17 protein-coding genes are annotated in these 21038 nt (G+C 40.9%); 9 read left to right on the top strand and 8 right to left on the bottom strand.

Annotation, left to right across the window (positions count from 1 at the left end; genetic code table 11):
- Positions 1 to 14: 14 nt before the first annotated feature.
- The 8 genes from ACWATR_RS20500 (at position 15) to ACWATR_RS20535 (ending at position 12504) form a co-directional block, all read left to right on the top strand.
- Positions 15 to 1340 carry a TIGR03279 family radical SAM protein gene (locus ACWATR_RS20500; RefSeq protein ID WP_460340564.1) on the top strand — a complete coding sequence of 442 codons (1326 nt, stop codon included), beginning with the start codon at positions 15 to 17 and terminating at the stop codon, positions 1338 to 1340.
- A gap of 1141 nt (positions 1341 to 2481) precedes the next feature.
- Positions 2482 to 3579, top strand: a complete 1098-nt coding sequence (locus ACWATR_RS20505; RefSeq protein ID WP_460336333.1) for a mechanosensitive ion channel family protein — start codon at positions 2482 to 2484, stop codon at positions 3577 to 3579.
- Positions 3580 to 3584: 5 nt separating this feature from the next.
- Positions 3585 to 4718, top strand: coding sequence for a mechanosensitive ion channel family protein (locus tag ACWATR_RS20510; RefSeq protein WP_460336336.1), 1134 nt, complete (start codon positions 3585 to 3587; stop codon positions 4716 to 4718).
- Positions 4719 to 4951: 233 nt separating this feature from the next.
- Positions 4952 to 7717 (top strand): family 10 glycosylhydrolase, encoded by a 2766-nt coding sequence (locus ACWATR_RS20515; protein ID WP_460336339.1) that lies wholly within the window; start codon positions 4952 to 4954, stop codon positions 7715 to 7717.
- A 236-nt stretch (positions 7718 to 7953) separates the two neighbouring features.
- Positions 7954 to 9120 (top strand): ATP-binding protein, encoded by a 1167-nt coding sequence (locus ACWATR_RS20520; protein ID WP_460336342.1) that lies wholly within the window; start codon positions 7954 to 7956, stop codon positions 9118 to 9120.
- 26 nt (positions 9121 to 9146) lie between these two features.
- The gene (locus tag ACWATR_RS20525; RefSeq protein WP_460336345.1) at positions 9147 to 10358 is read left to right on the top strand and encodes an EAL domain-containing response regulator; all 1212 of its coding nucleotides are present in this window, start codon (positions 9147 to 9149) and stop codon (positions 10356 to 10358) included.
- 220 nt (positions 10359 to 10578) lie between these two features.
- Positions 10579 to 11922 (top strand): PQQ-dependent sugar dehydrogenase, encoded by a 1344-nt coding sequence (locus ACWATR_RS20530; RefSeq protein ID WP_460336348.1) that lies wholly within the window; start codon positions 10579 to 10581, stop codon positions 11920 to 11922.
- Positions 11923 to 12096: 174 nt separating this feature from the next.
- Entirely contained in the window at positions 12097 to 12504 is a 408-nt protein-coding gene (locus tag ACWATR_RS20535) for a phosphomannose isomerase type II C-terminal cupin domain (RefSeq protein ID WP_181928464.1), read from the top strand.
- A 133-nt stretch (positions 12505 to 12637) separates the two neighbouring features.
- Here ACWATR_RS20535 and ACWATR_RS20540 read toward each other — a convergent pair whose 3' ends face one another.
- The 7 genes from ACWATR_RS20540 to dndE all read right to left on the bottom strand — a co-directional run bounded on the left by ACWATR_RS20540 (position 12638) and on the right by dndE (position 18441).
- Positions 12638 to 13396, bottom strand: a complete 759-nt coding sequence (locus tag ACWATR_RS20540) for a HEAT repeat domain-containing protein (protein ID WP_069068994.1) — start codon at positions 13394 to 13396, stop codon at positions 12638 to 12640.
- Positions 13397 to 13570: 174 nt separating this feature from the next.
- Complete coding sequence (locus tag ACWATR_RS20545) at positions 13571 to 14119, bottom strand: GNAT family N-acetyltransferase (protein ID WP_460336353.1); 549 nt, start codon at positions 14117 to 14119, stop codon at positions 13571 to 13573.
- Between the two features lie 16 nt (positions 14120 to 14135).
- Positions 14136 to 14327, bottom strand: a complete 192-nt coding sequence (locus tag ACWATR_RS20550) for a hypothetical protein (protein ID WP_322638745.1) — start codon at positions 14325 to 14327, stop codon at positions 14136 to 14138.
- 257 nt (positions 14328 to 14584) lie between these two features.
- Positions 14585 to 15007: a hypothetical protein gene (locus ACWATR_RS20555; RefSeq protein ID WP_069068991.1), complete on the bottom strand. Its 423-nt coding sequence runs from the start codon at positions 15005 to 15007 to the stop codon at positions 14585 to 14587.
- Entirely contained in the window at positions 14992 to 16284 is a 1293-nt protein-coding gene (locus ACWATR_RS20560; protein ID WP_460336357.1) for an AmpG family muropeptide MFS transporter, read from the bottom strand. The genes ACWATR_RS20555 and ACWATR_RS20560 overlap by 16 nt, the downstream gene beginning before the upstream one ends.
- A gap of 242 nt (positions 16285 to 16526) precedes the next feature.
- Entirely contained in the window at positions 16527 to 17984 is a 1458-nt protein-coding gene (locus ACWATR_RS20565; RefSeq protein WP_460336360.1) for a DNA phosphorothioation-associated putative methyltransferase, read from the bottom strand.
- Between the two features lie 70 nt (positions 17985 to 18054).
- Entirely contained in the window at positions 18055 to 18441 is a 387-nt protein-coding gene (gene dndE / locus ACWATR_RS20570; RefSeq protein WP_460336363.1) for a DNA sulfur modification protein DndE, read from the bottom strand.
- A 105-nt stretch (positions 18442 to 18546) separates the two neighbouring features.
- Between dndE and ACWATR_RS20575 the strand changes: the two genes are divergently transcribed.
- Positions 18547 to 18903 (top strand): four helix bundle protein, encoded by a 357-nt coding sequence (locus tag ACWATR_RS20575; protein ID WP_460336366.1) that lies wholly within the window; start codon positions 18547 to 18549, stop codon positions 18901 to 18903.
- A gap of 35 nt (positions 18904 to 18938) precedes the next feature.
- On the opposite strand, the gene dndD is transcribed toward ACWATR_RS20575, so the two are convergent.
- Positions 18939 to 20924, bottom strand: a complete 1986-nt coding sequence (gene dndD / locus ACWATR_RS20580) for a DNA sulfur modification protein DndD (protein WP_460336369.1) — start codon at positions 20922 to 20924, stop codon at positions 18939 to 18941.
- Positions 20925 to 21038 lie beyond the last annotated feature (114 nt).

Genomic DNA, 21038 nt, shown 5'->3' on the forward strand with positions numbered 1-21038 from the left:
ATGCCCCATGCCCCATGAATACAATTCATCCTGCCCGAATTACCAAGGTTCTTCCAGACTCAATAGCCGCAGAGATTGGCTTTGAAGCCGGGGATGCGATCGTTGCTATCAATGGTACACGTCCCCGCGATTTAATTGATTATCAGTTTTTGTGTGCTGATGAAATCTTGGAACTAGAAGTTTTAGACGCTGCTGGTAAAACTCATAGCCTAGAAATCGAAAAAGATTACGACCAAGACTTGGGGCTAGAATTTGAAACAGCCCTATTTGATGGTTTAATTCAATGCAATAACCGCTGTCCATTTTGCTTTATCGACCAACAACCACCAGGTAAGCGCACCAGCTTGTACTTTAAAGACGACGATTACCGTCTAAGCTTTTTGTACGGCTCTTATCTTACCCTCACCAACTTGCCAGAAAGAGAATGGCAGCGGATTGAACAAATGCGCTTGTCTCCGTTATATGTTTCTGTTCATGCTACAGAACCCGAAGTTAGAATTAGGCTGCTGAAAAATCAGCGTGCGGGACAAATCTTAGAGCAACTCAAGTGGTTTAAAAAAAGGCGGCTACAAATTCATGCTCAAGTAGTTGTTTGTCCTGGTATTAATGATGGTAAACATCTGGAGCAAACTCTCAAAGATTTAGCGTCCTTTCATACTGGTGAAGTGCCTACTGTGGCATCGGTGGCAGTTGTGCCAGTCGGGTTGACACGGTTCCGTCCCCAAGAAGACGAACTCACACCCGTAACCAGGGAAAAAGCTAAAGAAGTGATTTCTCAAGTCAAAACACTATCAGGGCAATTTCGCCAGAAATTTGGTTCCAGCGTTGCTTGGTTAGCTGATGAATGGTTTTTGATTGCAGGTGAGGAATTGCCAAGCGAATCTGAGTATGAAGAATATCCCCAAATTGATAACGGTGTTGGTTCTATTCAATTGTTTATTAAACAATTTGCAGCCGCCGCAACAGAATTACTACCGTCAAAAGTTTATCCTCAGAGAAAATTAACTTGGGTAGTAGGCAACGCAGTAGAAAACGCATTTCAACCTATCTTGAAACGTTTAAATTCTGTTGAAGGTTTAGAAGTAAATATGCGTGCTTTATGCAGTGATTATTGGGGACAAAATATCACTGTCACGGGTTTACTAACAGGTCATGATTTGCTGTTGAACTTACAAGGGCAAGATTTGGGAGAAGGAATTTTACTGCCAAATGTAATGCTCAAACATGGTGAATTGGTATTTTTAGATGATATGAGTATTGAAGAATTAGCGTGTAAATTAGATACAAAAATCTTACCAGTAGCAGGAGTTGAAGATTTAATCCATACCTGTATTCTTTAAACTGGATTTTGCTAACTCTTTAGTCTAGACAATTTAACTACGTTCTGCAAGAGCTTCTTGCTTAGTGCTTTGGAGAACGCATTTTTAACCTAGTTTTTTGATCCCTTATGGTGTAGACTGAAAATCAGCAGGTAAATTTTAGCGATAGCGTGCAGGCAATTAGGCTAATCAGCTAACCAATGCTAGCTAACTGGGCATTGCTGCTGGTATGTACAGCAGTTTAGGGTTAGCAACATAAAAATAGCTCTGGTAAAAAGCTGATCAAAAACAAGGTAAATTTAAATCCTTACCATCTTTAGCCACCTGCCCCAATAGAATTGAGGGCAATCCACAAACTGCACGTGTTTGTGTGGTCAATTTTAGATAGATAGCTTCTAAGGTTAGTCATATTTAGGGAATAGCCTAAATACGAAGTTTCATCGATTCACCGACCAAATTAACTTTGCCTAGTCCAAGTCTTTGGGCTAAAAATTTTTGGCATTCATACATTTGGATGCAACACACAAAGTTTACAAATTTTGATTTGTAAGCTTCTTGTTCACTATTACACTTAATTAAATCTCATGACTGATTTTAACCTTATCCGAAATATCTGCATCATAGCAGTAGCATATCTATCCAGCATCTATTTTTGGATATCTTTATCTCAGGATTCAAACGATTAAAATAACTGCTAAAAGATTCACTCCAAAGAATATTTTAGTAGTTTGGACAGTTTAAGTGATAAGTTTGTCTTTAAGACCATAGATAAGCATATCATTTGATAATCTAATCTGTCAAGAAATAGGGCGGATATCTCAGGAAAAGGCAGCTAGAGAAAACTTATACCAGGAGTTCAGCCAGATAGCAAGGGACCATCCCAATTTTGGAAAAACACGAATAAATCTCCACCATCAATATTTTTTGTCTTTGCTTTTGTTACCAAGCTTGTAAGCTGTTACGCATAAAAGATTGCATATTTAATCATGTAGCTTGTTCCCTGTTGATTTTCAACGGTCAGCGGTCAACAATCCTGATGATTAATCGTGTTTTCTGAATGTGTTTGAACTTAGCAACTGGTGACAGAGTGTCGTAGAGAGATTGAAAGTAGATTTACCAATTTGGGATGCTCTTGATAGCAACTTGTACATTAATTTCCGAAATGGATATTTTTTCGTCAGAAATTTTCACAAATAGAGACTTACAAATTGGGTTACTAGGGCTAGTAGCCGGACTTTTTATTTTCATAGTTGGTCGTTTCATGATTTCATTGACAAATTTACTCTGGAAACGTTTGGGTTTTCTCCAAATTACCGATATTTACCAAAAGTTAATCAAGCCAAATGAAGACTTATTAATTGTGGTAGCTGTAATTGGAATTTTTGAGGTTGTTACATCCTTTTTACCTAGAAATCAGTGGACAAACTCATTAGAAATTATTGTGAGTTTAACTCTGGCGATCGCAGTCAGTTGGTTAGCCTCTAAATTATTTCAAAAGTTCTTTGATTTCTATTTATTAAATGCTGCTTTCAAAACTGGGCAAAAAATCAGCAGTGAGCTACTGATTCTCTTCAAATGGGTTGCCAATCTCATCATTATCTTTTTAGCGATTCTTACCTATGCTCAAACACATCAAATTAATCTTTTAGGATTGCTAGCTAGTTTAGGAATCGGTGGTTTAGCAGTAGCCTTTGCTGCTCAAAAAACCCTAGAGCAAGTTTTGGGTGGCATTGTTCTTTATCTTGATCGCCCTTTCGTGATTGATGATTATATTGGTCTTCCCGATGGAACTTTTGGACGAGTTGAATCTATAGGATTAAGATCCACCCGAATTAGAACATCCGGTAAGGGAACTGTGATGATAGTTCCCAACAGTTCCCTGACTCAAGTAAATATTGAAAATTTTACTGGTGCAAAGAAAGTCATGTCTATTCTGTATTTGACCTTCTACCGAACGCTCAGTAGTGAAGATCGAGCCTTAATTCGCCAAGTTATTCTAGACAGCACAAATGGTATTTTTGGGATTGATTCGCGGAATACAGAAGTGGCTTTTAAGAGCATAAATAATTCCATAGATCCAGACAAAACTCAAGCACAAGTTACTTTCTTTATCTTAGGCTCTGGAGATGTCTCTATGGAATTACGTCGTCAATTGTTAAATATGGCAACTGAAAGCATGACTCAGTATTTAAAAGAATATGGTATTGCTTTTGATATAGAAGAACCAACAATCTATGTGGACTCGCCCATTACAATTTAGAGATAATGACGAATATTTCACGGATTATTCTAGAATTTCTTCAACGTGATAGCACAATATCAGCGCTATCTAGACTTGGAGTCTTTCTAATTTTTATTTTGCTGTCTTTACTGATAGGAAGATATACTCCTACATTCTTACGAATTATTATTCGACGTTTTGCACCGCAGCAAGTAGCCAGTATTTATAACAATTTAATTGACCCAATTAGAAACTTATTTAGAATCACAGGTAGTTTAATTCTCATTTCATTATCTTTAGCGTGGATTGTAGAATATGAATCTATCTACAGACTTATTTCCCCCATCGTTGATTTAGCTGTTATTGTCAGTATCGCTTGGCTATGTTCTCGTTTATTCCGACAATTTATTCGAGTATATGGAATTGAAATATTACGGAAATTTGGTAGAGAAGTAGATGAATTACTTTTAGTATTTGAAACTTTTGCAAATGTAATTATCGGATTTATTGCTGTTCTGGCATTTGCCCAAAGTCAACAATTTAATTTAGTTGGATTATTAACTGGATTAGGAATTGGTGGATTAGCTGTAGCTTTTGCGGCTCAGAAAACCCTAGAGCAATTGTTGGGAACAATTGTGTTGTATTTAGATCGCCCCTTTGTTCCTGGAGAATATATTCGTTTACAGAAATCTCAACAAATTCCTGAAGGTTTATTTGGCCGAGTGGAGTCAATTGGCATCCGTTCAACCAAAATTCGCGCTGCTGCTAAAAGTACGTTGTTTATTATTCCCAATTCAATATTGGCAAACTTAGAAATTGAAAATATTACACGAGGCAAGAAAGTTATGGTGCTGCTCTACCTCGATTTTTTAGACTTGCTGCAAGACCCAGAACAAGCTCTGGTTCAACAGGTAATTGTCGAAAGTACTAATTCGCTATTTGGTATCGATCCAGGCAGCACCAGTATTACTTTTTTAACCCACAACAATGCAGAAAAACAGATAACTAGAACAAGAGTGACATTTTTTATTTTGGGTTCCAGTGAGAACTCTTTGCAATTACGCAAACGCTTGTTGGAATTAGCAAATGAAAAAATTTCTAAAAAGCTAGTTACTAATGGAATTAAATTCACGCTGCAAGAGCCAACAATTTATGTAGAATCGCCCGTGACAATTTGAGTATCAATCTTGGCATTTTTTATTGGTTTTGATAGGCTAGATTGGTGAAAGTAACTCACTAAGTACTTCTATAGGAATCCTATTTTATTTAGGAAAAGGTAGACTAATAGTAGGTTTACGGAATTCAGGCTATAGTATCAGTAAACTTACCAGGAATCAAGCCAGAGTCCTAGATGTATGTACTAATGAATTCTTACTAATAACTCAATTAATAATAAAATGAGGAGTGACTGGTGAGGCATCAAGAAAACCAAAAAGATATAAGTTTAAAAATTAAAGAATCTAGAAGATTATTTATTTTAAGTTGTGAAATTGTAATTTTAAATTTTTTGAGTATTTTGCCAGTAACGGCAGCAATCGAAGAACCCGTATTAAGCGTAGTGTATGGCCAAGAAAATGCAAATCAATGGACAGGGATTAGCGATCGCTTAGAGGCAATAGGGGTGAAATATTGTGTAATCCCCATAAATGATGTCAAGAGTATGGCAGATTGGGGCGATCGCCGAGTATTGTTTTTGCCAAACGTCGAGACATTAACACCAACCCAAGCGATCGCTCTCGAAGAATGGATGAGTAAGGGAGGACGCCTGATTGCCAGTGGCCCCGTAGGTAGTTTGTCATCGCCAGGAGTACGACAGTTATTGCGATCGCTATTGGGAGGTTATTGGGGATTCAGCCTCAGTGAAACAGAACAGATTAAACCCACAAAAACCAAGATTCCAGAATGGGCAAATCAAACTGAACTCTTTGGCAAAGTGCGCGGCGGCGTTGTGATTCCTAACGATATGGGTACTCAATCTCCCGCGGTTTGGAATTCCAAAGATAATCCGGCCGCAGTCGTGACAACTGAGCGTTCCACCTTTTTGGGCTGGCGTTGGGGAACAGATACAGCCTCAGCCGCCGAGTTAGATAATGCCTGGTTAAAAGCTGCTGTCAATCACTATCTGACAGCGCCAGCACCATCAAATCGCATGAAAAAAATAGCAGGAGGTTCCCAAAACTGCTCTACGACTGTGGCAGCTGCGCCGAGAGAGCAGGGGGGCAGGGGGGCAGGGGGGCAGAGAAGCAATTTATCTCCCTCATCTCCTCCTCCTAAAACTGCCACTGCTCCCATCCCTAGAGCGATTCCAATGGTCAAACCCCCAACTTCCCAGGAGGCTATTGACCAATTGGAAGAAGCGGTGCGTTTAGATGTGGCACCCAACTCCAATGAGCCGATTGACAACAACCAAGCGATCGCCCTCCAGCAAGAGCTAGAAAATCTCATTGGTCGGGTGGAAAGTGCCCATTTAGCAGTGTTAGCAGATGCAGCCAATGTTGGCGAAACGATATCTGAGGAAAAGCAGTCTTCAAATGTCAAAGAGCAGCCATTACAATTAGCCTCAACCCAACTGCGATCGCTAGGCACGAGTAAAGAGCAAGCATTGGCACAAGCAAGGCTAATTGCCAAAAACTTACCTCAATTGATTGCTCAAAAAAATTACGCTCTGGCTCGTCAGCAGTGGCTAATCGCTAAAACGACCTTGTGGCAACAGTTTCCTGTTGATCGGAAACTAGCTCAACCAGAAATTCGCGCAGTTTGGTTAGATCGGGGCACAATTGTTCGTGCTGGGAGCAAGGCGGGGCTGGCACAGATTTTTGATCGCCTCGCCCAAGCTGGGATTAATACCGTCTTCTTTGAAACTGTTAACGCTGGCTATACTATTTATCCGAGCCAAGTTGCAAAAGAGCAAAACCCATTAATTCGTGGGTGGGACCCATTGGAAGAGGCGGTGAAATTAGCCCATGAGCGAGACATGGAATTACACGCTTGGGTTTGGACTTTTGCTGCTGGGAACCAACGTCACAATGAAATTCTCAACATTAATCCTAATTATCCAGGGCCAGTACTAGCGGCTCATCCCGATTGGGCAAACTACGATAACCTTGGCAACATGATTCCCGCTGGTCAGGGTAAGCCATTTTTCGATCCAGCCAACCCCGAAGTGCGGCAGTACTTGCTCAAACTGTATGAAGAAATTGTCACTAAATATAAAGTGGATGGTCTACAGCTAGACTACATTCGCTATCCTTTCCAAGACCCATCAGCAGGTCGAATCTATGGCTATGGCAAAGCTGCAAGAGCGCAATTTCAGCAACTTACTGGCGTAGATCCAGTGAATATTTCCCCTAGCCAAGCAGACTTGTGGCAAAAGTGGACAAAATTTCGCACCGAGCAAGTTGATAGTTTTGTCGCCCAAGCATCACAACAGTTAAGGCAAAAGCAACCGAATTTGATTTTGTCGGTTGCAGTATTTCCTTTGCAGGAAGCAGAACGGATTCAGAAAATTCAACAAAACTGGGAAACTTGGGCAAGGCGTGGGGATGTAGATTTAATTGTTCCCATGACTTATGCTCTAGACACTTCTCGCTTCCAACGACTGGCCCAACCCTGGATTGCATCTAAACAATTGGGAGCTACCTTATTAGTGCCGGGAATTCGCTTACTTTCTTTGCCAACAATCGGGGCATTCGATCAACTCCAATTGGTAAGGGATTTGCCAGTTAGTGGTTATGCACTTTTTGCCGCAGAAAATTTTAACAACGATCTACAAAAAGTTTTTAGTAGTACCCAAGGTAGGGTTCAATCCACAAAAAGTGAACCGATTCCTCACCGCCAACCTTTTCAAACTGCTGCCATCCGTTACAGTGCGCTGCAACGAGAATGGAAATTTATTTTCCAAAATGACCAAGTACAAAGGCCTGCTCAGAAAATATCAGATTTTAACAACCAGGCAGAAGTTTTACGCAGTGCTTTAAATCAGCTTGCCGCTTCCCCTTCTCCTAGTAAGTTACTAGTGGCGAGAGCCTCTCTAAGTCGTTTCCAGTCTCAATTTCGGGTATTGATGAGCCAAGAAATTAAGTCGAATTCCTATCAAGTCAAAGCTTGGGAAAATCGGCTTGTAACCATAGAAAGGCTATTACGTTACGGCGAACGACGAGTGCAGCTGCGTCCTTAGTCAAGAGACAGGGAGCAGGCGGAAAATTCCTCTCCTATACACCCTTCCCCCTGCCCCTCTGCCTATTGTGCCCAATCCTCAACTAGCTGGATATAAGCTGGTTTGTAATTCTTAACACACTTTTTGTAGTGTTTTTATCCCAAATATTACTACTTATTTAGCGTCAAAATATTAGAAAATACTTAGATAACCAGCTTTAGATAACTATTATTTGATAATAGCTATCGTAAAAATTTATGCAAGCTTTACCTCAGCTTATCGGGCTACAAAGCTTAGAGTCAATAATTGACTGTTCGTTGCCAATGGTTGTACCGGAAACATCACTATTAGATGCAATCTCTACGAGGGGCTACGCCTACGCACTGATGGTAGCGCGGGGCAAGAGTGTCTTGATTTCTTCATCTTCGCAGATAGTGGGGTGCTTCACCAAGCATGATATGGTACTGCTTGTAGCTTCTGGAACTAGCTTGAAAACAGCCAATATTTTTGAAGTTATCCATACCTCGGTCATAACATTAGACGTGTCAGAATTTTCGGAAATAGCCTCAATATTTTCACGTTTGCGCCAGCAGCAGTGTGATCTATTGCCAGTTACAGATAACCAAAGTCAGATTCTTGGTAATATTACCCCTGAAAGTATCTCTCAAGGATTAGCACAAAAAATAGAGAAAACTAAAGACAAACCTAGTATTGGTTCCTTTGAGGTAAAATATCAGATTCTCGTTGAGAGACAATTACTCAAGTACAAATGGTTACTAGCACGCGCTATAGTACGTAAAGATACGACAGGCAAACTTGTTCGCCTAATTAGAGTTTCTAAGGAGGATTTGGACTTCTACTGTAAGTGTGATACCAAGGTAATGCAGACGAATGCACCCAAATATCACATAATCATGACTGAGATATTGAATGATGTGTTGATTATCGGTAAGTCAGAAGCGGGAAAATTAGAGTATAGACCAACATCCTTCAACTTGGTCAAATACAGCCGACAATTACTAGAAAAAGTACAGATGAATCTGGGCTATCGGCGTTTGATTTATTTCACCAGTCAATATAAATCTGTAACCTGCTGCATGGATGAAAAACTGCTGGGACGCATCTCGACTAACTTGCTCTCAAATGCGACTAAATATTCCTCAGATGATAGCATTGTCAAGTTTAGTCTCCTTTGTCAGCATAGGCAAGCAGTATTTGAAATTCAATATTGGGGAATTGGTATTCCAGAAGAAAATATAACATATCTGTTTGAATCCTTTGATCGCGCTAGTAATATCGGTAATATACTAAGTACTGAATTAGGAATAGCAGTTGTAAAAAACGTGTACATATATCTAGAAAGGCTAATTTTTGTAATAAGTAAACTGGAATTTAGTAGAAAGTCTACTGTCATTTTTAATTAAAAAATAAAATATAAATTGAGGTAATTATGCCAAGAATTTTAATAATAGAAGATGAGGAAGCAGTCCGTGAAAACATTTTAGATTTGCTAGAAGCTGAAGATTTTGAAACTATTGCTGCGGCTAATGGCAGAATCGGTGTAAATTTGGCTATCTCTGAAGTTCCCGATTTAATTCTCTGTGATATGATGATGCCAGAAATTGACGGTTATGGCGTGCTAACAACGTTACGTCAAGATCCATCAACGGCAACAATTCCCTTCATCTTTCTAACTGCCAAATCAGCCAAATCTGACTTCCGTCAAGGCATGGATATGGGTGCTGATGACTATATAACTAAGCCATTCACTCGGGCTGAGTTATTAAGTGCCATCATGAACAGGCTGGAAAAGCACGCTACCTTAAAAAGGTATTTATCTCCTCAGACTGTAATTAACAACTTGTCTCCAAAGATGCAGTTGTTAGAAATTAGCTTACATCGGGCTATCAAGCAACATAAATTTCAAGAGTTTGAAATTTATTATCAACCAATAGTTGATATTGCTTCTGGGAAGATAGTAGCTGCTGAAAGTTTATTGCGCTGGCAAAGTCCGGAGTTGGGGATGATTTACCCAACAGAATTTGTTCCGTTAGCAGAGTCTACAGGTTTAATTGTTCCTATTGGTAAATGGGTATTAAAAAGGGTCTGTCAACAAATTAAAAGCTGGCGCGATGTCGGAATAAATTCCTTGATTGTTGCTGTAAATCTGTCAGTAATTGAATTTAATCAACCAGATTTTATTCATAACCTCGTCAATTTGATAGCTGTCAATGAGTTGGAAGCACATTACTTGGAACTAGAACTCACTGAAAGTATGATTATGCAAGATGTAAATAGTGCGATCTCTACTATGAGCAAATTGCAATCATTGGGTGTGAAAATTGCGATCGATGATTTTGGAACTGGCTACTCTTCTTTAATTTATCTAAAAAATTTACCAATTAACACCTTAAAAATTGATCGTTACTTTATTCATAATGTTGCTAACGATCCACAGAAGTCAGCCATTACTAAAGCATTAATTCAAATGGCTCACAATCTCAATTTAGATGTAGTTGCTGAAGGTGTAGAGACGGAAGCAGAACTGACTTTTTTACGCCAACACAACTGTAACTCTATGCAAGGTTTTCTATTTAGTCGTCCCTTGCCAGCAGCAGAGTTTGAAAATTTTTTGTTAACTAAAAAATGTTTATATGTTTAAATATTGGGCATGGTGAATGAAGAAGAGACAAAACGGCAGACAAGGAAGAGAGGGAGACAAAGAATAGAAGAGACTTATTCAATAATTCCTTCTTGTCCCCCATCTCCCCAGTCCCGAATCCACAATCCCTTAACTAATTAAGAAAAATCAAACTTTAGACTGGCGACAATTATTAAGTCTCAAGTCTAAAGTAAGAAAATTGTGTATAGTTTCTACCGCCATGAAAGTCCTTGCGCGTTTCTTGCTGCCAGTTTTTTTACTGACCTTGACAGCAGCCTGTAATCAGACTCGCGCTTCCTTAGATAATCCCACACCACAAACCTCTGTACCTTCTACCCAACCGTCACAAAATCCTACACAGCCAAAAAATATTGTCCGTACTGAAGCACTTTCACCTACACCCATCCGAATCAATCTGAAGAATTTACCAGCACCCTTCGCAACAGAAAGTGCCTCTAAGCGGCCAGAGGTTGTGCCGATTCCGCAAAATCCGGTGCTGCGAGTACCACCAGGATTTACAGTAAACGTCTTTGCTGAAGGTTTAGATGCGCCACGCTGGCTAGCTTTAACCCCCAGTGGCGATGTACTCGTGACTGAAACCGGGCAAAATCGCATTCGTCTGTTGCGTGACAGCAATGGGGATGGTGTCGCTGACGTTCGAGAAACCTTTGCTAGTGGGGAAAACGGACTCAATAGACCCTTTGGTATGGCTTTCGTAGATAATTCGTTTTTTCTGGGGAACACAGATGCTGTGGTGCGTTTTCCCTATAGTCAAGGCCAAAACCAGATTACAGGTAAGGGAGAAAAAATTGCCGATTTGCCCGCTCAAGGCTATAACAACCATTGGACGCGCAATGTCGTTGTCTCACCCGATCGCAATAAATTATATGTTTCAGTTGGTTCAGGAACCAATGTAGACGAGGAACCCCTGCCACGAGCTTCAATACAGGTGATGAATTTAGATGGTTCCCAGCAGCAAACTTTCGCTTCCGGCTTGCGTAACCCTGTTGGTTTAGACTTTCATCCTGTAACTAAGGAACTTTATACCACTGTCAACGAACGGGATGGAATCGGTGATGAATTGGTTCCAGACTATTTGACACGGGTTAAACAAGGGGCATTTTACGGCTGGCCCTATGCTTATCTAACACCCAACAACCTCGATCCGCGGCAAAAGACGGATGACAAAAGTAAACGTCCTGATTTAGTCGCCCGGACTCAAACGCCAGATGTGCTGTTCCAGGCGCACTCCGCAGCATTGGGTTTGCAGTTTTATGATGGTAAAACGTTTCCCAAAAAATACCAGAACGGTGCTTTTGCTGCTTTTCGTGGTTCTTGGAATCGCGATCGCGGCACTGGTTATAAAATTGTATTTGTTCCCTTCGATGCTAAAGGGCGATCGCTTGGCTACTACGAAGACTTTCTCACAGGATTTTTGCTAAATCCTTCTGTACCAACCACTTGGGGACGGCCTGTAGGTTTACTCGTATTGCCAGATGGCAGTTTATTACTAACAGAAGAAGCCAATAATCGAATTTATCGGATTCAGTATACGGGGGAGTGAACAATTCACGCCTTCAAACATTTAGAAATTTACGGATAGGATCTGTTGCCTAAAGTAAAGTTAGAGCAGTTGTCATCGATAGAGATGTTGTGACTGCACCTCCCTATCCAGGTTAATCTCGTTTACGGTAAATTACTGATAAATACTAATACTTATCTGGTTGAGAAATGAATTATGACTCCCAATGAAAATAATACTCAGTCAAATATCAACGAATTGTCTCCACATTCAGGTACACGATATTGGGGTGAGGTAGAGGTAATCGAGGAGGGAGAAACCTATAGAATTAGTCGTGTGGAAATCAAGCCCAGGCATGGAATTAAACCACAAATTCATTATCATCGCAATGAACATTGGGTTGTAGTTTCAGGTGTGGCAAAGGTGACTTGTGGCGATGCGGAAATATTACTGAATCGAAACGAATCAACTTATGTCCCCGCAGCAACACTACATAAAGTAGAAAATCCTGGACATATTCCGCTAATTATTCTGGAAATTCAAAATGGTGAATATCTGGGTGAAGATGATACTGAGCGCCCTTATGACTTAAATTTAGTCAAACCTGTAGCTGAAGGACAGTAAAAGCAGGGGAGCAGGGGAGCAGGGGAGCAGGGGAAATTAGGGACACAAGGGGACAAGGGGACAAAAGAAAACTCCTAACTCCTAACTCAGCACTCAGCACTCAGCACTCAGCACTCAGAACTGTTTTGCCCAATCAAAACCACCCTTCTTGTTCCAAGGTTTCAATTAGCTGCAAGCCACGGGGATCGCCTACTCCTAATAGTGAGGCTTTGGCGTCTTCTCTGACTCCCAAATCTTGATCTTCGGCAAAGGCTTGAATTAGGGCATCGATCGCAGTGGCATAAACTACATTAGAAGGCAATTCGCGGCACAGTTGACCAATTGCCCAAGCACTGTTACTTCGCACTGCTGCTACGGGATCTTGGACTAAGGCTTCGATTAAAGGTGGTGTTGCCCCTATCACTGCTTCATAACCCACTTCTGCCATTTGTGCTAAGGCGCTAGCAGCCCACAAACGCACTGCGGAAATGTCTGTTCTTAAGGCGTTTGCTAGGGGTGCTAAAGAACGGCGATCGCGACAGTTTCCTAAAGCCCAAACTACACCTTTACGCACGTAGCCATTCCAATCACTGTTTAGTTGAGCAATTAACGGACTCACTGCTTCTAAACTGGGATTGCGTCCGATGCCATAAGCTGCACTTACCCGCACTAAGGGACAGGTATCAGTTAACAGGCGAATCAGATGGGGGGTAGCACGGGCATCTTCTATATCACAAAAAGCACGTGCCGCTAACATTCTTTGCTGAGGCTGGGGATTTTCCAGCAAGGCTAGCATCACTTCTGGATCGGGCTTGGCCACAACTGATTCGGCAGTTAGCGGCTCTATTTTATCTAAGGGGCTTTCTAGCTCCTCCTCAATATCGAGTAGGCTTAGATCGTCTTCGTCATACATAATTTGATTTCAATCCCGAAAAGGGATTAACACATAATCCCCCGCGCTAATAAGTTAAAGCTTTATATATATTAGTTGGGTTCTTATACATTTTCCTTTCTTCCTCGTTGAGTTTTATCCAAACGAGAACCTTCATAACTCAGATGCAACAGTATATTATCGCTATCCTTGAGTTTATTTTTCTGCACTCAGGAATTTTACCATCCAGATGGATTGGGTTTGATAACCTAACTGATTATAAAGATTCAATGCAGGTTTGTTTGATTGAAACACTTGCAGGCCAATTTGGCGATCGCCTCTTTGAATAGCCCAATTTTCCACATATCGCATCAAGGCTGTACCAATACCCCGCCGCCGATGTTCTGGTACAACGTAGAGGATAAAGATGTGAGCATGACGATTACCATGTACTTGATCTATAGCATTGCCTACCCAGAGGCAGGCGATCGGGGCAGAGGGGCAGAGGGGCAGAGGGGCAGAGGAGAGAGATTTTTTATTGCTCCCCTGCTCCCCCGCTCCCCCGCTCCCCTGCTCCCCCTCCTCTTCTACCCACCACAAGGGCGTATCGCTAGAAAAGTATTGCTTAACTGTTTGCTCTAGGTGGGAAAAATCCTCATTGGGAAAAAGATCCTGGTAAGTTCGCTGCATGAATTTAAGCAGCAGCGATCGCTCCAAAAGGGAGCCACGGCGAATAATATATCCAGGTAATAGTTGCTCAGACACGCTGATGTTTATTGACTTAGCTAGCTAAGTTATGTGCTGCTGGAGGTAAATCAATTGGAGTACGTTGAGAAGTTACTTGTACCTCTTCAATTGGTGCGGGTGCTGCCATATCGGACGGTAAAAAGATCCGGGCGCTGACTGCCACTAGGGCAAAGACAAATACCAGTACTACAAGCAGTGGAGCGATGTATTGACGAAAAATAGCCATATTTTAATTGCAAGAAGCTAAGAACTTTTATGAGAACCTAGCTGAAGATTTGTGAAGTATTCTTGATTGATTTTAGCAATTTTTTGTACATGGGAATGGGGCATTGGGAATTGGGCATGGGTAAGAAGGGTAAAGGGGAATGGGTAAGGGGGAAAGGGAAAGGGGTAAGGGGAAAAAGGTAAGGGGAAAAAGGGAAAGATTAAATTTATTCCTTTTCCCTTTAACCTTTAACCTTTTCCCCTCTCTTGTTGCTTCCCCTACTCCCTCTGGCGATCGCTTTCCAAGTCGTCAAGAACTCTTTCGCAATACCAATTCTCCGGCATCCCAGGATAAGTTTCCTTTGCCTGTTCAATTAATCGTTCGGCTGCGGCAGTGTCACCAGATAATTTAGCGATTAGCCTGTTTTTGAGATAGCTATCAGATCCACCATCGTCTACCTGGGTTGGTATCCCTTGATTTATGGTTGATGGAGTTGATGGTCGGGATTGTTCTCTTCGCAACTGCCAAAATAAAACGTAATAAAGTGTACCAAAAATTAAAATTAGGCTGAGTGTTCCGAAAAAAGTTAGGAGGTTAAATGCTAGAAATCCCAGAACTAACTGCGAGAGAACATACCCCAGTAATAAACCGGTAAGTAAGAGGATGAATGTGCCGACAGCAATAACTACTTGATTCCCCATATATCCTCTTCTTCGTCCTCAAGTCCTGGTCTGGATATTGCCACTGGCTGAGGGTTCCAGGGGGCAAATACTGGTAATAGAAGTAGTCCTGGTACAGCGGCGGCGATGGTAATTAAGAAAAATATAGGCCAACCCGTGCTTTGAGCGATCGCGCCTCCAGGGGCCGCCAGAATATCGCGGCTGACAGCCATTAAGCTGGATAATAAAGCATATTGGGTTGCGGAAAACCGCTGGTTACAAAGACTCATCAAAAAGGCAACAAAGGCTGCTGTCCCCAATCCACCACAAAATTGTTCTACGTTGATGGCAAGTACCATAGCTTGGTAGTTTTGACCGATGTATGCTAGAAAAAAGTAAGCTAAATTACTTACTGCTTGTAGAATACCAAAAACCCAAAGCGATCTATTGATGCCAATAGCACTCAAAATTGAACCACCTGCTAAAGCGCCAACAATCGTTGCAATTAACCCCATCCCCACTTGAATTGCCCCAATGTCGGTTTTGGTAAAACCAGTTTGCAGCAAAAAAGGCGTGGTCATATTGCTCAACAAAGCATCACCTAGCTTGTATAGAGTGATGAATGCAAGCATTAAAATAGCTTTGATAATCCCTTGACGCTGAAAAAATTCCTGAAACGGCAAGATAACAGCATCAGCTAGAGAACCTGGAGGGCTAATTTCCTTGGGTTCTGGTGCGAATAAGGTGGCAAGAATACCAATTACCATTGTCCCTGCCATAAACAAGTAAACCGATGACCAAGGCAGATTATCAGCAAGTATCAAAGCTAAAGCACCTGCGACTAATAGGGCTATTCGATAGCCTAAGATAAAAACTGCTGCACCAGCCCCCATTTCTAGTTTTTCTAAAACGTCGGTACGGTAGGCATCAACAGCAATATCTTGAGTTGCACTGATAAAAGCGATGACTATGGCGTTGATGGCTAGTAGCTGTAATGCTTGTTTGGGTTGTTGAAAAGCCATGACTGCGATCGCTACAATCAAAGCAATCTGCGTCAAAATTAACCAACCCCGTCTTCGTCCCAAAACTGGCAAGGTGAACCTGTCCACCAACGGCGACCATAAAAACTTTAAGGAATAAGGCAAACTCGCAAGGCTAAACCAACCAATAGCGGCCAAATCTACCTTTTCTACAGTCATCCAAGCCTTTAAGGTATTACCGATTAACAATAACGGTAAACCCGATGAAAAACCTAAAAATAATAAAGCCGCCATCTTGCGACTACCGAAAACTCCCAGCAGCGATTTAATTTTCCTCATATTTTCAAATTTTTGCCTCTTTTGAGGAAATATCAATAAAATACAACGAGGAAATCCAGAAGTATATCATGTAACTAGTACCTATAAGGGTTTGGATTATCGGAGTGGCAGCAGTTCCTATTAATCCCTATCAGGGAATGAAACTCGCCATCGCTGTGTGATTTTACCCAAACATGACAAACTACCAAGATTTACTTGGGTTAAATACAAATTCAGGATAACCTTATAGCGTCAGCGTTTTCTTAACTTTCCTGAATTGGATAAACCTGATGTCCCCTGATTTCTACTCTGTGTGCAGCAAGGCATTTTTCCCAACCTTCACGCGTACCAATGTCGCTTTTTTGGTTAAGTAGCCCTAATTCCTGTTCTTGTTGGGTGAGTTTAGCAAATTCTTCGTAGCCTGGGTAGTCGCTAGTAACAAATGTTTCCTTCCGGTGCAAAATCGGTGGATTTGCCCTAGTTTCGTAGTCTCGATGAGTCACAAAGAGGGTTTTTAAATCAATACCTATACTGGCTTTTAACGCCGGATGGGGATCAGTGTCGAATTCAGGGTAAGACAGATAGGATATTTGCGGTTTATCAGTGTGATACTTAATTAATGTGGCTTCATCAATACGCCCAATGGTACGACTAGTGCAACCTTCACAAATTCGTAGTACGGGATCGAGTGCTGCTAATGCCGAAACATGGACGTAAAGCGCACCACGCGTGTGTTTACCAATTTTGCTTTTTTCGCAAGCAGTTTGAATCACCCCAGGTTTACCTAAACTGAAAAGCTTTTGATCGGCTACAAGACACGCTTCCTCATAACTGCTGAAAAAGGCTTTGATATCGTGACGCATTTCTGGGGCTAGCTTTTGCCATGCAGGACGTTTATCAAAGTGGGTGAGGGCGAGATAAACTTGGATATCGAGAGAACGACGATAAGCGATCGCATCCCATTCAGCCTCATCAGTAGCTTGCAAAACTACACCGAATGCACGGCGGAAGTTACCAAATTCCCTCAGTAATTCTTGTTCATTTTCCAATTCGCCTTTCACGGGTAGTCTACCGCGCTTGGTAAAGAAAGCCATTAATGGTTGCAGCTGTTCTTGATAGTCTTCAAACCGCTTAGTGGGAATGCGGACTCGCGGTGTAGAAGTGCTAGAAAAGAAGCGGATAGCTTTGTAACTTTCTTTTTCCGTTTCGTCTCGAAAAACAAAGTAAACGCCTAGTGCGATCGGTACTGCATCTACATTTAGGACTTCATCAATATAGGTTTTGAGTTCTTGTTGTTCGTAATATTTCTGAAAAGTATTGCGGCGCGTCACAATGCCATCATTGTAAGCAAGTTGGGTTTTGCTGGGAGCATTAATTAGGATTTGAGCCGCGACAATTAAAACTTTCTCAGTGAGTTCCCAAGCTTGGATGAGGCTTTGACGGCGTTCTTCAGGGTCTTCAATAACGTTGAGGACATAACCCAGGTTAACTACATCGGCGGGGGTGCGTGGTACATCGGGATAGTAGTAAGGGTCCCAACCTGCACTGGTGTAGCCTAAGTTTTTTACTCGCTGGACATCGCCACCGTAGCCGCAGCCGTAGTCAAAAAAAGTGGTGTCTTGATTGAGGATTGACCCTTCTATTGCCAATCGCACGGGGCGAGATATGTCAGTGCGAGCGATCGCAGCTCTATGACGCTCAATTTCTAGCGCTTCAGGCATAATACTAATTCGTAATTCGTAATTCGTAATTCGTAATTCGTAATTAAGACAGTTAGCAGCTAATATTCTTTCAAGGTTTAACAGCTAGTTCAATTAAATCTTCAATTTTCTTGATATTTGGATCGCCTGCTAAATAGCCAATACCGCGATGTAAATGTAAGCGGAATTGGGTGGCGAGGGTTTCTTTGTCGGTGGGATAGCCGTCATTGTGACAGCGTTGCTTGAGGGCGAGAAGGAGTATATCAGACATTTCACCGCCAAAGACGCGCCAACTCATTTCGACGTTGCTATCTTGGGGAATTGGGACGGGGGAAGGTGTGGTTGCTTCTGCGAGGGAACGGCAAAACGCCCAACGGCATAGGATATTCCATTGGTCGATTTTGGTGCTGCGCTTAAGTTTGGTAAGTTGGTCTTTGGCTGTTTGGGAAAGCTTTATTCTTTCGATTGGGGATTCCATAATAATTCGTAATTCGTAATTCGTAATTCGTAATTGATTTAGACTGAGACTCTAGTTTTTCTTTTAGATGCGGGAAACATAGATATTATGATTTAAAAGAAAAATATGGTAACTAATAGTAGCATTACTGACTGGACAAGAAGTTTTGCGGTAAGAATTGTTAAAGCTTGTTGCTTTTTAGATGAAAAACCTGGAGTTTATCGAATTCTATCTAAACAATTACTTCGTTCCGGTACTTCGATTGGTGCAAATGTTCGAGAAGCACAGTCTGCCCAATCTAATAGAGATTTTATCAATAAATTAGAAATTGCTTTTAAAGAAGCAAGAGAAACACAATACTGGTTGGAAATATTAATTGAATCCGAACTAGTGGATAGACACAAATTTCAACTACTTCTCCAAGAGGCAAACGAAATTGGCAAAATTCTAGTTGCTTCCACCAAACGACTCAAAGGTAAATAACTACGAATTACGAATTACGAATTACGAATTACGAATTACCAAAAGTAACCTGGTTGGATAGTTGTTTGGCGGGTGGAGGAGTTGTATTTGAGCAGGTATTCACGGGCGATCGCTTCATTTTCTCGCAGTGTTTCTACTTCTTTCTTTCCAATCTCAGTATCCGTAGATAACAAAATCACTTGGTGGCTGGCGGATGGAAAGTAACGTTCAACTAAGTTACTGCGGTGAGAAGAGTCTAGTCTACCTAGTGGCGTATCGATTGCTACTGGTAGGCGATGTCCAGAGACTTTGGCTAAACCCCAGAGGAATGCGATCGCAAGTAATTGTTTTTCACCTGCTGATAAACGATGTTTAGGCACAGGTTTACCATTTAAATCATAAAGCAAAAGACTGAAAGTCTTGGTATCAATAGTGATACGATGCACTAAATCTGATTTATGGAGGAGATAAAGGAAGCAATTTTTAACTTCCTCCTCTAATTTATTGAGTTTTCGCAGAGTTAATTTTTCCCGAAAAATCTTGAGTGTTTTTTGAACTTTAGCCGCAGAAGTAATAATATGTTCGCTATTTTTATGTTTAATATTTTCTACTGTATATTCACTTAATTCTTTTTTGGACTTAGCAATAATAGTTTCTAATTCAGCTAAACGGCGGCGGATTGTTTCATAATTTGCTTTAGCTTCAACAACTTGATTTTGTGCCGATTCTAGTGCTTGACGCAGCTTTGTATAATCTTCTGGTGCTGCTGCTGTTTGCACTTGTCTTTCTAAAGTATGGATTTCTTCTTCTTTATTTTTGAGAATAGCTAACTTCTCTTTTGCAGAAAGTCTAGAATTTTGTAAGTGATATATAAGATTATCTAGCTGACTTAAAGTTTCATCATCAGCTAATAACCAAGGTGCTTCCGTCTGGAGAGTCTTTACATATAAACTATCTACATCTTGGATTAAAAATGATTGGATTTTTTCAACTTGTATAGGAGAAATATCTACTTGATTTAGCCAAGCGAGTAAACGCTGATCTCGTTCAAGTAACAAATCTTTGGAAATTTGTACTTGTTGATGGCGAAATTCCTTTTCTCCCTGTGTCTGCGCCTGATTAAGCAAATTGGGAATTAATGCTAGAGGTAAAACATCAGCCGCCAATTCACACATTGACTGACGTACTTGTTCAATTTCCGCAGTTTTTGTATTTTGCTGTAGTTCTAATTGATTGCGTTCTGCTGCAATCTTTCCACCTTCAGAAATGAATTTATCAAAGGCTTCTTGCTGCTTTTGTTCTAACTCTTCTACCTGATTTTTGAGAATTTCTACTTTCTCTTCTGTGGTTTGATAATCTTCTTGTTGTTGGGTTAACCTAGTTTCAATTTCCTCTAAGTTTGCTAAATCCTTACTATTACCAACTTCTTTAAGTTTACGATTAACTAAGATATCTAAATCAACTGCTAAACGATCTGCTAACTCTAGCCCTAAAAGTCCGCGAATTGCGTCTACTACAACTGGTGGTGGTGTTTCTTGTTCTGCGAGTTCTTTAACTTGTTCACCATCAAAGAGAAATAAGTTGGAAATACCTAATGGCAAGAGATTTTCAATATACTCATCCCAAATATTAACTAAAGCATCAGGCCATGTATCACTGTCGCCTAAAATACCTAATGTATCCTTACCATCTTTAGGATTTTTTGTCCAACTACGCACAACACGGTATTTTATTGGCTTATCATTTTCAATATGTTCAAAAAGTAATTCAATTCGGGTGTCTGAAACTGGATCTATTTTATTGTTAACACATTGATTGAGAAAATCACTATAACTTAAATTCCCACGGGTAGAACATTGGGCACGGGGGCCATAAAGGGCGAGACGAATGGCATCCATAAGCGTGGTTTTTCCGCCGCCATTCATCCCACCTAATAAAATAATTGGGTGTGAGCTTTCCTCATCAATTTTTGGGTTAAGATTGATTACCTGTTTCCCACTGTAGGGGCCAAAGTTTTGTAATACTAGTTCAAGAAATATCATTAGTTTTTAAGATTAACATGAGTTCGACAGCGATCGCAGAAGCAGAAAGCTTGTGATGAAAGGAATCAAATAAAATTAATTAGATGGTTTTGTCTGACGCATTGATAAAAAATA

The sequence above is a fragment of the Nostoc sp. UIC 10890 genome (genome assembly GCF_054786515.1).